The sequence below is a fragment of the Pseudoalteromonas sp. AS84 genome (assembly GCF_038900255.1).
Lineage (GTDB): Bacteria > Pseudomonadota > Gammaproteobacteria > Enterobacterales > Alteromonadaceae > Pseudoalteromonas.
In genome coordinates this window covers 26,460-40,798 of sequence record NZ_JBBMQY010000009.1, presented here as the reverse complement: position 1 = coordinate 40,798, position 14,339 = coordinate 26,460, and the positions used below count along the sequence as shown (strand labels likewise).

The following is a 14,339-nucleotide window of genomic DNA, read 5'->3' as shown; positions in this document are numbered from 1 at the left end:
ATAGGAACAATCATGTTACACGGGAAATATAAAAACAAATTAATTAGTACCGCTTTGTTACTGGGCTCATTACCTGTAATGGCCAATGTAACTAATGGCGACTTTGAGCAATGGTCAGGTAATACACCTGATGCATGGACAACAATAGATGGCGGAATTAGCCTTTCACAATCCACCAGCACAGTTAAAAGTGGCGGTAGCTCTGCTGCTGTAAATGTAACTACAGGGTCGCAAAGTAACACCGATTTATCACAACAAGTTACTGTAGAAGCAGGTAAAACCTATAACTTTTCGGCTGATTTATACCATACCGAAGGTAAAATTAAGGCGCGCTTATATGTAGACGGCTACCAAGGCTATTCAAATCAGGCACAAACTAACCAATGGCAAACAGTTAGCCATAGCTATACAGCAAGCAGTGATAAAACAATTAGTGTTGGACTTAGGTTTTACGATGTAAGTGGATTTGATGGCAGCGAAACCGTATACGTAGATAACTTTTTACCAAACGCTGATGGCAGCGCATCAACAAGTTGTACCGACAATAGCCTTACCCTAACGCTTAATACCGATAATTACGGCAGCGAAACTAGCTGGGCCGTAAATAACAATCAAGGTAGCGCAATCGCTAACGGCAGTGGTTACGCATCAAACACACAATATGATGAACAAATATGCCTAACTGATGGTACATACGCACTAGTTATTAGCGACAGCTACGGCGATGGCATGTGTTGTTCAACAGGTAGTGGCAGTTATGCACTTAAGCAAGGCTCTACCACACTTGCAAGTGGTGCAAGTTTTAGTAACACCGACAGCACAGCATTTACTTTAGGCGGTGGCTCTGGTGATGGCGGCGGGACTAATCCAACACCCACAGGCTACTATGTTACTGCTCAAGGGTTATCGGGTTATACACTAAAAACTGAGCTTTATAATATTATTAAAGATCATAATGCACAGGGTTACTCGGCTATTTGGAATTTTTACGACTCATCAGCACGTGATCAATACTTTGAAAACGATAACAGCATTTTAGATATGTATAGCGAAAAACCAAACGGCTCAGATAGCTACAATTATGCTGCAGTGAGCGATCAATGTGGTAATTATAGTGGAGAAGGTAATTGCTATAACCGTGAGCATTCGTTCCCTAAAAGCTGGTTTGGCGGCACTATTGAGCCAATGAACTCAGATGTGCATCATATTTACGCAACCGACGGTTATGTAAACTCAAAACGTAGTAATTTCCCATTTGGTGAAGTAGCAAGCGCTTCATTTACATCAACTAACGGAAGTAAATTAGGCTCTGCCGCAAGTTCATTAAATTACTCTGGTACTGTATTTGAGCCAATTGACGAATTTAAAGGTGACTTTGCTCGCGCTTATTTTTACATGGCAACGCGCTACGAAAATGTAATAGGCGCTTGGCAATCAAAGACGTCCTCAAGTAATGCTGTACTTAATGGTTCAAGCAATCAAGTGTTTGAAAGCTGGGTTGTAGCCATGCTGCTTAACTGGCATAACAGCGATCCTGTAAGCCAAATGGAACTTGACCGCAACCAAGCAGCGTTTGAGTTTCAAGGTAATCGTAACCCGTATATCGACCACCCTGAATTTGTAGAAATGATTTGGTAAAAGTTAGCAGTTAAAACAAAAGCCTTTGCAATTGCAAAGGCTTTACCTTTTAACGTGTAATATTTTTAGAGATATTATGGTTTAAGCTAGTTATAAGAAACAACTGCGATAAGTGACTTTTCAGCTCTGTTTTTCATCAACGTTAAAAGTGAATGATGAAAATCTTGAAATATCACCTCTCCCCATATTCGTGAATAAATACCAAAGTTTGTATTATCTTGAACGGTAGTTGTTAACGTTAAAATTGTATTGCCGCTTTTATCTTCACTTAGCTGATAGCCTCCATAAAGTGGAGAAAAGTATTCACCGCCCAATTTAACGTGTTTATCGAGTGCGTCATCAGGGATAGCATCAGGGTCTATGTCAAATCTATAAAGCATCTGTTTATTTGGTTGCCAATCCGTAATAACTTCTTTAAATATAACCCCTTTTTGCCATTTACTCGTTCTAATTGCCCCAACACCCGTAGCATTCATATTTGCCTCTAAAGGTTTAGGTACACCTATTAATTGGGTAAGCGAAAATGGCAACTCTTGTGGCTCTATTGTGCTTACATTTGCAAGCTGCTGCCATACACGATTTATAGGTGCTTCAATAACTATAGAGTTGGTGACTTCGTACGTTTTTGATAAATTTAAAAAATTAACTTCAATAGGTGAAAGTAATACAGGAAGCAAAGCAATTGAAAGTAAAGAACGGTTAGCATTTTTTGTTTGACGATTATTAACAAAACCCGCAAGTAATCCACCAATGCTGGCAAAAAACATAAAAGCAGGCAAAGCCATAGCCACACAAATACTGCCTTCAAGTAAAGTAATTACACTTACAAATAAAAAAACAAAAATAGGCTGCCAAGCAATCGTCACCATTTGCCTTTTAGTTAATGCTTTTGATTCATTGTACTCAAAGTGAATACGAATATAGCCAATAGCAACAGGCACTAAAAACATAAATGATATAGAGACTAAGCTACCTAAATTATAAGCATTGACTAGCTCTACAAATAGCCGCATAAATATGCCGTAAAGCGTACCAAGTAAAATACCAATTGATTTAGGGGAGTTGAGTTGCATCTCTATTCTTTATTGTTGATATTAACAATCAGAAAGTAACAGAAGTATTATTTCACCACAAATAAAACGAAATTAGCGGCTCCTGCAAACAAATAGCTTGAAATAAAACGGCTTTCACAACCACTAAGACTAAAGGATAATAACCTGCCATTAACACGATACAATTCGGCAAATAGCTCTCCGCCTCCTCAATTAAAAACTCAAACCATTAATTTATAACAACTTTTAATCGTTTTCTGTAATTTTATAATTTTTAACGTAAAGCTGATTGTCAGATTAACTGTATTAAAAACAACCATGCACGACCTTTTGCCTATACATCCCAGCCTAAGAGCTGATTTACCCTGCATGTTCAATATTCATTTGCTTTAACAAAAGCCGTATTTATTTGATTAAGCAACAATGTTGCAGGAGAACGCATGCAAACTACACCACCCGGTGATGCACCATCAAACACGCACAAGGATGCTCAAAGCTACGAGCAGCTTCACAAGCCGAGTTCAGAGTTTAATACTCGCGACGAGTATCTCGAACATGAATTACAAATTATGCAGCCTAAGCGCTGGCGTCCTAATTTACCATTTAGAGATTACCGATTTGAATTTGAAGACACCATTCCTGCAATGGCGGGAACTATTGGTAAAGTCGTTATGGTGGGTGCTATTGCGGCAACATTTGCAGCGCCTCTTGGATTAAGCGATGCCTTTGTTTTAGAAAACGTGCGCTACGAATTACTCATTGTTTCTATTTTTATCATTTTATTTTCAGGCTTTATTTTACCCACGGCCAACTTAGCCGGTACTCACGGCCCGCTTATTCCGTTAATTCCTATTGTAGTTGCTGCTGGCGGTCACCCTATGGCGTTTGGCTTACTCATTGGTGCCTTTGGTTTTATTTTGGCCATAACCAAGGGAGGAAGTATGCTCGCGCGCCTAACCAGTAAAGGTGTATGTGGCGGGCTACTCATTTATTTAGGTTTTATTGGTACTATTTCGCAGGTTAAAAAGCTGTTTGCCTGGGCTGAGGCCATTGATATGGCGCATATTGCGTTTATTGTTATTTTAGCCACCATTTTATTGTATGCACTGTTAGAGCACTTTAAAAAGCGTTGGTTAGCCGTGCCGTTAAGCTGCCTTATTGGTGGTGTGGTTGCCTTTGCTCTAGGTGCACCGTTTGAGTTTCATACAGCTCCCGGTTTACCAAATATGAACCCAGCGTACTGGTGGGGCGAAAACACGGGTTGGATGCTTGGCCTGCCAACGCTTGAAAGCTTTGTGGTTGTACTCCCATTTGCAGTGCTCGCCGTTGCTATGTGGTCACCTGATTTTTTAGGTCATCAAGTATTTCAAAAAATAAGCTATCCGCAACGTACTGAAAAAGTACAAATGAATATCGACGACACCATGCTGAGCGCATCGGTTAGACAAACATTTGGCTCACTTGCTGGTGGTGCTAACTTTACCTCATCGTGGGGAACCTACATTGTACCTGCTGCTATTGCTAAACGCCCTATTCCGGCTGGCGCCATTTTAACAGCCGTATTTTGTATTATTGCTGGTTTATGGGGTTACCCAATGGATTTAGCCATTTGGCAACCTGTGCTTTGTGTAGCGCTTATTGTAGGTGTGTTTATTCCGCTACTTGAAGCTGGCATGGAAATGACGCGCGAAGGCAAAACAACGCAATCAGCCGCTATTGTGGTATTTGCCTCAACCTTAGTTAATCCGGCTTTTGGTTGGTCGCTTACTATGCTACTTGATAACCTAGGGCTTATTGGCTGTAAAGAACGTAGCGCAGAGCTAACTAAAATGAGCCGCTGGGTGATTCCACTTATTATGTTTTTGCTACTTACTACTGTAATGGCAATTGTAGGCATGTTACCTGGTATACCTGCGTTAATGGCTGACTTTAGACATTAAGCCTTAGGTACTGAACCTAATATTTACCCACAAAAAAGCACGGCAATTGCCGTGCTTTTCAATACGTGATTTTACTATATACAAGTTAAACAATTACTGCCAAGGGCGCTCAGCTGCTAGTTGTTTTTCAAACGCATCAATCTGTGGGTTTAGTGTTTCGGTTACACCAATAAAATCTAAGCCACTTAATAGACGCTCTTTTACGTCTTTACGAATATCAAAACTAATTGGTGCAAACTTACTGCTTGTTAGTGTTTGATTTTCAAGGTCGATTTCAATGTTAATATCGTCGTGCTGCTCGCTAAGTACAAACAATTGCTCAAGCGTGTCGGCAGGTAACGCAATGGCTAACATTTGGTTGTTACCACAGTTATTAAAGAAAATATCTGCAAAGCTTTCAGCTAAAATAACTTCAAAACCATATTGCTTAAGTGCCCATGGCGCGTGCTCGCGAGATGAGCCACAACCAAAGTTGTCGCGCGTTAATAATATTTGCGCGCCTTGGTAGCATGGGCGATTTAAAATAAAGTCAGGGTTTGGCTCACCGTTATCTAGGTAACGCCAATCATAAAACAAGGCAGCATCAAAACCTTCGCGGCTAGTTGATGTTAAAAACTGCTTAGGAATAATTTGGTCAGTATCTACATTGTTTTTATCAAGTGGAGCCATTAAGCCACTAAAAAATACGCTCATTATGCTTCTCCTCTAATATCAACAAAGTGACCATGTATTGCAGCGGCTGCAGCCATTGCAGGGCTAACTAAATGGGTACGCCCGCCACGACCTTGGCGACCTTCAAAGTTACGATTAGAAGTAGATGCACAACGCTTGCCTGCTTCTAGGCGGTCATCGTTCATCGCTAAACACATAGAACAACCTGGTTCGCGCCATTCAAAGCCTGCGGCTTTAAAAATATCGGCTAAGCCTTCGTCTTCAGCTTGTTTTTTAACTAAGCCAGAGCCCGGTACAATTAACGCCTCTATGCCGGCTACAACTTGCTTGCCTTCAACAATTTTTGCAGCTGCGCGTAAGTCTTCAATACGGCTATTAGTACATGAGCCAATAAATACCGTGTCTACTTTTGCGCTTGATAATTTATCGCCCGCTTTTAAGCCCATGTATTTAAGTGCGCTGCGAATGGCATCGGCTTTAATTAAATCTGGCTCTTTATCTGGATCGGGTATGCACTCATCAACACCAATTACTTGCTCTGGGCTTGTGCCCCAGGTAATTTGTGGCTGAATGTCGTCAGCATTTAGCTCAACAACTAAATCAAAGTGTGCGCCTTCGTCTGTTTTTAAGGTTTCCCAATATTCAACGGCTGCATCAAAATCTGCGCCTTTAGGTGCAAACGGACGACCTTTTAAATAATCATAAGTAATTTGGTCAGATGCAATTAAACCCGCTTTTGCACCCATTTCTATGCTCATATTACATAGCGTCATACGGGCTTCCATTGAAAGCGCTTCAATGCCTGCACCACAAAACTCTGCTACATAGCCTGTGCCACCAGCAGTACCTAACTTGCCAATTACCGCCATAATTAAATCTTTAGCCGTAACTGTTGGACGCAATACACCGTTAATTTGAATTTTTAACGATTTCGCCTTTTTTTGCTGTAGCGTTTGCGTTGCTAATACGTGCTCAACCTCAGACGTACCAATACCATGCGCTAATGCGCCAAACGCACCATGTGTAGAAGTATGGCTATCGCCACATACAATGGTTGTGCCTGGCAAAGTAATGCCTTGCTCTGGGCCCATTACATGGACAATGCCTTGGTTAATTGAGTTTAAATCGTAAAGTACAATACCAAACTCTTTACAGTTTTTATCAAGCGCCATTAATTGGTTTTTAGATACTTCGCTTGCGGCATCAAGTGATCGGCTTTTAGTCGATACGTTATGATCCATCGTTGCAAAAGTTTTTTCTGGGCAACGTACAGTACGGTTTTTTTCACGTAGACCTGCAAAAGCCTGCGGAGAAGTCACCTCGTGCACTAAATGGCGGTCAATATAAAGTAAGTCGGTTTGCTCGTTTATGCTGGCAACGGTATGTGCTTGCCAAATCTTTTCGTATAACGTTTGGGCCACTTGCTAATTCCCTAATCTGTTTGAGTTGCAGCATAACGGTGCTACAACTTTACTATGTTATTAAATGCGTGAAACGATGGCTGCTGCTACATCGCTTGTGCTGTAACCTGCATTTGGATATATATCTGGTGTACCAACGCCTGCTTCTACGGCTTCTGCTACTGCTTTTTCAATTGTGCGAGCAGCTTCGTCTTGCCCTAGCGAGTAACGTAGCATTAATGCGGCACTTAATATTTGTGCTATTGGGTTTGCAACGCCTTTACCTGCAATATCTGGTGCTGAACCGCCTGCTGGCTCATACAGCCCAAAACCCGATTGATTCAAGCTTGCCGAAGGTAATAAGCCCATTGAGCCTGTGATCATCGCGCACTCATCTGACAAAATATCGCCAAATAAGTTATCGCAAAGTAGTACGTCAAATTGGCTAGGCTGTTTAACTAACTGCATCGCTGCGTTATCTACATATATATAATCTAAGCTTACTTCTGGGTAGTCTTTACTAACTTCGGTTACTACTTCGCGCCATAATACGCTTGATGCTAATACATTGGCTTTATCAACAGAGGTAACATGGTTACTACGTAGTTTTGCCGCTTCAAAAGCAAAGCGTGCAATACGTTCAATTTCTTTTCGTGAGTATGTTTGCGTATCAAATGCAAACTCTTCTGCGCCTTCACCACTGCGACCTTTTTCACCAAAATAAATGCCGCCAGTTAGTTCGCGCACACACAAAATATCAAAACCTTTTTCACTAATATCAGCGCGAAGTGGCGACGCTGCACTTAATGCAGGTAATAACTGTGCAGGGCGTAAATTACAAAACAAACCAAAGTGCTTACGAAGCGGCAATAACGATGCGCGCTCAGGCTGCTCGTTTGGTGGTAAGTTTTCCCATTTAGGACCACCTACCGAACCAAATAAAATAGCATCGGCACTTTCACAGGCACTAAGTGTTTTTGGTGGTAATGCTTCACCAAATTCATCAATGGCTGCGCCACCAATAGCATGATGCTGACGGTTTAATGTAAAACCAAACTTATTGCTCACAGCATCAAGTACTTGCTCTGCTGCTGCCATTACTTCTGGACCAATACCGTCGCCAGCTAATACTGCAACGCTGTAGTTTGTTTTACTCATCCTGCTTTCCTTTGTTGTTTTAAATCAGACACTTTTTGTGCACGATAAATTAAGTTATAAACACGGATCATGGCGCGTACCGACGCTTCAACCACATCCGCTGCAATGCCCGCACCGTGATAAGGGCGACCATCGTATTTAGCAATAATGTTTACTTGGCCTAATGAACTTGCACCTTGACCTGTTGCTTCTAAGTTATATTCAATCATTTCAACGCTCATACCGGTTAAACGCTCAATAGCTGCAAACGAGGCTTCTACTGGACCATTACCTGTTGCCGCTTCTTGTTTAGCTTCGCCATCAATTCGCATTCCAATCGTAGAGCTTGCTACCGATTGTGAGTTAGAGGCTGAGTTAACAAACTCTAATTGGTATTTTTCGTCTTTGTCGTTAATTTGATTAAAGTAAATCATGGCCTCAAGGTCGTAATCGTATACTGTGCCTTTTTGGTCAGCCAATTCGATAAAGCTTTTATATAAGCCATCCATATCGTAATCAGATTTTTGATAGCCTAACTCTTCTAAGCGATGCTCAATAACATGACGACCCGAACGCGAAGTCATATTTAATTGGTTACTTGGCACACCCACGCTTTCTGGCGACATAATTTCATAAGTATTTTGCGCTTTTAATACACCGTCTTGGTGAATGCCAGAACTATGCGCAAAGGCGTTTTCGCCAACAATCGCTTTATTTGGTTGTACTGGCATATTACAAATTTTAGCCACTTGGCGAGATGCGCGGTAAATTTCTTCACTTTTAATATCTGTGTATACTTTTAAATGGTCTTTGCGCATTTTCATGATCATCGCCACTTCTTCAAGCGAGCAGTTACCAGCCCGCTCACCAATGCCATTGATAGTACACTCAATTTGGCGTGCACCGGCTTGCACTGCAGCCACCGAGTTTGCTACTGCTAAACCTAAATCGTTGTGGCAATGCACACTTAAACGCGCTTTATCAATATTTGGCACGTTATTCATTAAATGGCGGATCATCGCGGCGTATTCGTCAGGCGTTACAAAACCAACGGTATCTGGCAAGTTAATAGTTGAAGCTCCGGCGTTAATAGCCTGCTCAACAATTTTACATAAATCCCAATGCGGCGTACGACCGGCATCTTCACACGAAAACTCAACATCATCAGTATAGTTACGCGCCAATTTAATTGATTTAACAGCCATTGCCGTTGCATCATCTAGGCTCATACGTAATTTATGTTCAAGGTGCAAAGGGCTTGTAGCAATAAAAGTATGAATACGGCTTTGTTGTGCTGTGCGAAGTGCTTCGCCACAGGCTTCAATGTCTTTAGCAACTGAGCGTGCTAAACCACAAATAATCGGACCTTTTACCTCGGTTGCAATACGTTGCACCGAGCGAAAATCAGCAGGGCTCGAAACCGGAAAACCCACTTCCATCACATCCACATTCAAGCGGCTAATTGTATGCGCTAATTGAATTTTATCATCTTCAGTAAGGCTTGCTTTAAGTGCCTGTTCGCCATCACGTAAGGTGGTATCAAAAATCCATACTTTATCTTGCTCTTGCATAACTGCCCCTCATTCCTATGTTACCCAAATTTCAATTAATCCCAGCCGCGAGATAAAAAAAACCCCGCAATTGCGGGGTTTTTAGTGTTCAACTCGATGCAAACACACTAATCCCCGCTCACTGACCATAGCAGTAAGAGGTTAAGTTTTAGTGTAATTAAACGAATAATATGCATCTTGTTTTCTTGTGTGTGTGTTCAGTGAAGCCTATTTTTAACATTACAAAGCGACGGAAGCAAGCATAAAAATTCCACAAAACACCTTTAAAACACAACCATAAAGAAAATAAAAACCAATAAACCTTAAATAACAAGATTAAAAATACCAAACACGCTTCTTGTCACCATAATCAAATCGGCTTTAAAGTGATCCCCGATTAGATAAGTTTTATTATTTTTATCTGGGCTTATAAAGTAATCCCATGTTTAATAATTAAAAAGTGTCGTTATTCACTTTATCTACAAAATAGTCAAAGTGATTTGAGCCATATTGAGCCTACTTTCATATCGATAGAATCGATTCATTCTGTTCAAAGTATCCTGTTAATAAGTAAACTACTGGGCTTGCAGATCCTTTGCTTAATTCATGCATTGTTAACGCCTCACATCTTGAACTGCTAAGTTAGTAATTGCTACTGGGACTAAAGTTCTCATGCCCCAGATTCCTTTTTCTTTAACTAACGCCTCTGTTTGCTCACCTGTTAGTATGTTTTTTGTTCTGATGACACGCTCAGAAAGATAAAACCCATTTTCATCACGTTCTTGCGAGTGCTTTATTCTATACTCTAATTGATAATCTTCCTCTGGAGAGAAAATTATCCCGCCGCCAGTTCCTTCTTCCGAATTTTCTATTTCAGGATTAGCAATATTCACCCAGTGAAAATGCGCCTTTGGTCTAGCGTGAGTCATAAACGCTAAATACTTACCATCAGGTGAAATTCGATGGTTTTTCATTCTCCATTTGCGTGGAAAACCAAAATTAACTTTGCGAACTACTTCACCATTAAACTTATGTATCCAAAAGCCATCGTGCTTTATGGCTAAAAATTCTTTATCGTCCGGGAGTAAAAACAGCTCATCTGAATAAATTATTTTGCGCTGTGTAAGTGTGGCTGTGGATACGTTGTAATTGTAATGTTTACCATTAGCATAAAAAATCACATTATCGCTATCTGAGGTCCAATTAAATGAAGGATGTCCTCCTCCACCTGACATGGTAATGAGTTTTTTTTCTTTGGTGTCGTATAACTGGCGAGTAGCTCGGTCATTTATATAGCCCGAAATAGCGATATAACGGCTATCTGGTGAGCGAGCTACCTTATGCAGCCCAACAGGCCTGAACTCTATAAATACCTCTTCTGGAATAATACGGCGCCGGTCTGAGCCATCTAACCTTGATGACCAAAGCGTATAAACCTCGCTGTATTTATATTTATTCCAGAACATTAACCGCGGGGTTGAAAATGTATCTGCATCACCATACACCTCTTCGCGTATTTCTAGTGGCCACTCAGGGTGGTTTTTATGCTCTTTAGCCCATGGGTATTTAGCAACATCAATGGCTGTTGTGTTTGTTGTACTTTGCGATGATGGCTCTGAGCAACCGCTTAGCAATAAGCTAAAAAAAACGCTGAGGGCGCAAAGCACGCTGTGATTTTTTAAAAACGTCATTAAAATTATCCTTTTACTACATGCACTTATTTACTAGGTAATACAAATAAGCGCACTCATTAAAACTTGTGTTATTGAGTCAAAGTGCTTGTGCTTGCACTTACTCTTCTACTATTTCTGTCACTTCAATCGAGAGTGTTAAATTACTGATAAGTAAACAGTGTATTTGAGCTACTGTAATTTTTTAAATTATCAACAAACTCTTTTGCCCATCCATTAGGGTTATTATTGGCAATAAGCCCTATAGACTCCATAGGCGGAATAATAATAGGCCGTTGATTATTATTGGCCGTGTAGGCATGAAAGGGCTGACGCGCCTCTAAAGATTCATTGTTTATCGTGGATAAAATACCGGCTTTATTCGTTTTTAATACAATAGGCTTTTTTACATCATAAACAGCCGAATCAGGCTGTTCAGCAACCACAAATCGGTTTGCTACTGGCGTTAATTTACTCACGGGTTTGTTGTTTTCAACATATCCAGTTAATAAATACACTATTGGGCTTGCAGATCCTTTGCTAATATCGTGCATAATCAATACTACCTTTCTTGAGCTACTAAGTTTGTAATAGCGATAGGAGTTAAAGATCTCATACCCCATATATATTTTTCTTTTATTAACGTCTCTAACTGCTCATCTGTCACAATGTTTTTTGTTTTTATGACGCGCTCTGAAAGATAGAAACCTTTTTCATCACGCTCTTTTGAATGTTTTATTGTATACTCTAATAGGTAATCTTCTTCTGGAGAGAAAATAACACCATTTCCCTCCCCTTTTTCTGAGTGCTCTATTCCAGGGTTTGCAATATTCACCCAGTGGAAGTGAAAATCATCTCTACCATGCGTCATAAATGCTAAATACTTACCATCGGGTGAAATTCGGTGATTTCTCATCTCCCACGCTCTCGGAAAACCAAAATTAACTTTGCGTACTACTTCACCATTAAACTTATGTATCCAAAAACCATCGTGCTTTATCGCTAAAAACTCTTTATCACCAGGCAGTAAAAAAGCAGCGCCACTGTGGTGAATTTGCGGTCGAGAGGTTAGCTCCCCTGTTGGTACATGGTAGTTAAAGTTTTTGCCATCTGAGTAAAAAATGACGTTTTCACTGTCTGACGTCCAATTAAACCACGGGAAGCCCCCCCCGCCTGACATGGTGATTAGCTTTTTCTCTTTAGTATCGTATAACTGGCGGGTTGCTCGGTCATTTATATAGCCCGAAATAGCAATATAACGGTTATCAGGCGAGCGTGCTGGTGGATGCAATCCCGCAGGCTCCAGCTGGTTAAATATTTCTTCAGGAATTATGCGTCGTCTGTCTGAGCCATCAAGTTTTGATGACCAAAGCGTATAAACCTCGCTATATTTATATTTATTCCAGAACATTAACCTCGGGGTTGAAAATGTATCTGCATCACCATACACCTCTTCGCGTATTTCTAGTGGCCACTCTGGATGGTTTTTGTGCTCTTTAGCCCATGGGTATTTAGCAACATCAACCTCTACTTGTGGTGAGCTTTGCGATGAAGGCTCCGAGCAACCGCTTAGTAATAAGCTAAAACAAACGCTGAGGGCGCAAAGCATGCTGTGATTTCTTAAAAACGTCATAATTAAAATCCTTTTTGCTTTTATTTAAAGAAAGGCATGCATGGTTACAACCCCTGCGCTACTAAATTTGTAACAGCTATTGGACCTAATGTATCCAGCCCCCAAATTCTCTTTTCTTTTACGAGCGCCTCAGCTTGCTCACCGGTCACTATATTTTTTGTTCTTATAATCCGCTTTGAAGGGTAGAAGCCATTTTTACCACGCTCTTTTGAAAATTTTGCTACAAACTCCAATTGATAGTCCTCTACTGGAGAAAAAATAACGCCATTACCTTCCCCTATTTCTGAATGTTTTATTTCAGGGTTAGCAATATTGACCCAATGAAAATGTGCTTTTGGCCTTAAATGAGTCATAAACGCTAAATATTTACCATCCGGTGAGATACGATGGTTTTTCATTTCCCACTTACGTGGAAAACCAAAGTTCACTTTACGCACTACTTCACCATTAAACTTATGTATCCAAAAGCCATCGTGCTTTACAGCTAAAAACTCTTTATCACCTGGAAGTAAAAAAGCAGCGCCACTGTGGTGAATTTGCGGTCGAGAGGTTAGCTCCCCTGTTGGTACATTGTAGTTAAAGTTTTTGCCATCTGAGTAAAAAATGACGTTTTCACTGTCTGAGGTCCAATTAAACCACGGGTAGCCGCCACCGCTTGACATGGTGATTAGCTTTTTCTCTTTAGTATCGTATAACTGGCGAGTCGCTCGGTCATTTATATAGCCCGAAATAGCAATATAACGGTTATCTGGTGAGCGTGCTGGTGGATGCAATCCCGCAGGCTCCAGTTGGGTAAATATTTCTTCAGGAATAATACGGCGCCTGTCTGAGCCATCTAATCGTGATGACCACAGCGTGCGTACTTCACTGCCTTTGTATTTATTCCAAAACATTAACCGCGGGGTTGAAAATGTATCCGCATCGCCATACACCTCTTCGCGTATTTCTAGTGGCCACTCTGGATGGTTTTTGTGCTCTTTAGCCCATGGGTATTTAGCAACATCAACTTCTACTTGTGGTGAACTTTGCGATGATGGCTCTGAGCAACCGCTTAGCAATAAGCTAAAACAAACGCTGAGTGCGCAAAGCACGCTGTGATTTTTTAAAAACGTCATTAAAACTATCCTTTTACTACATGCACTTATTTACGAGGTAATATAAATAAGTGCACTCATTAAAACTTGTGTTATTGAGTCAAAGTGCTTGCACTTACTCTTCTACTATTTCTGTCACTTCAATCGAGAGTGTTAAATTACTGATAAGTAAACAGTGTATTTGTACTACTGTAATTTTTTAAATTATCAACAAACTCTTGTGCCCATCCACTTGGGTTATTATTGGCAATGAGGCCAATGGATTCTATTGGCGGAATAATAATAGGCCGTTGATTATTCGCCGTGTAGGCATGAAACGGCTGACGTACTTCTAATGAATCACTGTTTATTGTCGATAAAATACCAGCATCATTTGTTTTTAATACAACAGGTTTTTTTGTATCATAATTGGCTGACTTTGGTTGTTCAGCAACCACAAATCGGTTTGCTACTGGCGTTAATTTACTCACGGGTTTGTTGTTTTCAACATATCCAGTTAATAAATACACTATTGGGCTTGCAGATCCTTTGCTAATATCGTGCATAATCAATA

Annotated in this window: 12 protein-coding genes; 2 read left to right on the top strand and 10 right to left on the bottom strand. The window is 40.6% G+C overall.

What is annotated here, in order from left to right:
• Positions 1-12 precede the first annotated feature (12 nt).
• Positions 13-1,638 carry an endonuclease gene (locus WNY79_RS11090; protein WP_342875878.1) on the top strand — a complete coding sequence of 542 codons (1,626 nt, stop codon included), beginning with the start codon at positions 13-15 and terminating at the stop codon, positions 1,636-1,638.
• Positions 1,639-1,724: 86 nt separating this feature from the next.
• On the opposite strand, the gene WNY79_RS11085 is transcribed toward WNY79_RS11090, so the two are convergent.
• The gene (locus tag WNY79_RS11085; protein WP_342875877.1) at positions 1,725-2,711 is read right to left on the bottom strand and encodes a hypothetical protein; all 987 of its coding nucleotides are present in this window, start codon (positions 2,709-2,711) and stop codon (positions 1,725-1,727) included.
• 419 nt (positions 2,712-3,130) lie between these two features.
• Between WNY79_RS11085 and WNY79_RS11080 the strand changes: the two genes are divergently transcribed.
• On the top strand, positions 3,131-4,630 hold the full coding sequence (locus WNY79_RS11080) for a DUF3360 family protein (RefSeq protein ID WP_182724779.1): 1,500 nt from the start codon (positions 3,131-3,133) through the stop codon (positions 4,628-4,630).
• A gap of 93 nt (positions 4,631-4,723) precedes the next feature.
• On the opposite strand, the gene leuD is transcribed toward WNY79_RS11080, so the two are convergent.
• The 9 genes from leuD to WNY79_RS11035 all read right to left on the bottom strand — a co-directional run bounded on the left by leuD (position 4,724) and on the right by WNY79_RS11035 (position 14,331).
• Positions 4,724-5,323 carry a 3-isopropylmalate dehydratase small subunit gene (gene leuD, locus WNY79_RS11075; protein WP_002961095.1) on the bottom strand — a complete coding sequence of 200 codons (600 nt, stop codon included), beginning with the start codon at positions 5,321-5,323 and terminating at the stop codon, positions 4,724-4,726.
• On the bottom strand, positions 5,323-6,723 hold the full coding sequence (gene leuC / locus WNY79_RS11070; protein WP_342875876.1) for a 3-isopropylmalate dehydratase large subunit: 1,401 nt from the start codon (positions 6,721-6,723) through the stop codon (positions 5,323-5,325). Before leuC ends, leuD begins: the two co-directional genes overlap by 1 nt.
• A 60-nt stretch (positions 6,724-6,783) precedes the next feature.
• Entirely contained in the window at positions 6,784-7,860 is a 1,077-nt protein-coding gene (gene leuB / locus WNY79_RS11065; protein ID WP_024600010.1) for a 3-isopropylmalate dehydrogenase, read from the bottom strand.
• Positions 7,857-9,410, bottom strand: a complete 1,554-nt coding sequence (gene leuA, locus WNY79_RS11060; protein WP_002961090.1) for a 2-isopropylmalate synthase — start codon at positions 9,408-9,410, stop codon at positions 7,857-7,859. The genes leuB and leuA overlap by 4 nt, the downstream gene beginning before the upstream one ends.
• A 593-nt stretch (positions 9,411-10,003) precedes the next feature.
• Complete coding sequence (locus tag WNY79_RS11055; RefSeq protein WP_342875875.1) at positions 10,004-11,080, bottom strand: hypothetical protein; 1,077 nt, start codon at positions 11,078-11,080, stop codon at positions 10,004-10,006.
• A gap of 143 nt (positions 11,081-11,223) precedes the next feature.
• Positions 11,224-11,613, bottom strand: coding sequence for a hypothetical protein (locus WNY79_RS11050; protein WP_342875874.1), 390 nt, complete (start codon positions 11,611-11,613; stop codon positions 11,224-11,226).
• Positions 11,614-11,621: 8 nt separating this feature from the next.
• The gene (locus WNY79_RS11045; RefSeq protein ID WP_342875873.1) at positions 11,622-12,692 is read right to left on the bottom strand and encodes a hypothetical protein; all 1,071 of its coding nucleotides are present in this window, start codon (positions 12,690-12,692) and stop codon (positions 11,622-11,624) included.
• Between the two features lie 44 nt (positions 12,693-12,736).
• Entirely contained in the window at positions 12,737-13,807 is a 1,071-nt protein-coding gene (locus tag WNY79_RS11040; protein ID WP_342875872.1) for a hypothetical protein, read from the bottom strand.
• Between the two features lie 137 nt (positions 13,808-13,944).
• A complete protein-coding gene (locus WNY79_RS11035) occupies positions 13,945-14,331 on the bottom strand; it encodes a hypothetical protein (protein WP_342875871.1) in 387 nt (128 codons plus the stop codon).
• Positions 14,332-14,339 lie beyond the last annotated feature (8 nt).

What these genes read in the sequence shown, in the direction of transcription:
- WNY79_RS11080 (WP_182724779.1), top strand. Translation starts at nt 3,131, where the DNA reads ATGCAAACTACACCACCCGGTGATGCACCATCAAACACGCACAAGGAT.
- WNY79_RS11050 (WP_342875874.1), bottom strand. Translation starts at nt 11,613, where the DNA reads ATGCACGATATTAGCAAAGGATCTGCAAGCCCAATAGTGTATTTATTA.
- WNY79_RS11045 (WP_342875873.1), bottom strand. Translation starts at nt 12,692, where the DNA reads ATGACGTTTTTAAGAAATCACAGCATGCTTTGCGCCCTCAGCGTTTGT.
- leuD (WP_002961095.1), bottom strand. Translation starts at nt 5,323, where the DNA reads ATGAGCGTATTTTTTAGTGGCTTAATGGCTCCACTTGATAAAAACAAT.
- leuA (WP_002961090.1), bottom strand. Translation starts at nt 9,410, where the DNA reads ATGCAAGAGCAAGATAAAGTATGGATTTTTGATACCACCTTACGTGAT.
- leuB (WP_024600010.1), bottom strand. Translation starts at nt 7,860, where the DNA reads ATGAGTAAAACAAACTACAGCGTTGCAGTATTAGCTGGCGACGGTATT.
- WNY79_RS11055 (WP_342875875.1), bottom strand. Translation starts at nt 11,080, where the DNA reads ATGACGTTTTTAAAAAATCACAGCGTGCTTTGCGCCCTCAGCGTTTTT.
- WNY79_RS11035 (WP_342875871.1), bottom strand. Translation starts at nt 14,331, where the DNA reads ATGCACGATATTAGCAAAGGATCTGCAAGCCCAATAGTGTATTTATTA.
- WNY79_RS11040 (WP_342875872.1), bottom strand. Translation starts at nt 13,807, where the DNA reads ATGACGTTTTTAAAAAATCACAGCGTGCTTTGCGCACTCAGCGTTTGT.
- WNY79_RS11090 (WP_342875878.1), top strand. Translation starts at nt 13, where the DNA reads ATGTTACACGGGAAATATAAAAACAAATTAATTAGTACCGCTTTGTTA.
- WNY79_RS11085 (WP_342875877.1), bottom strand. Translation starts at nt 2,711, where the DNA reads ATGCAACTCAACTCCCCTAAATCAATTGGTATTTTACTTGGTACGCTT.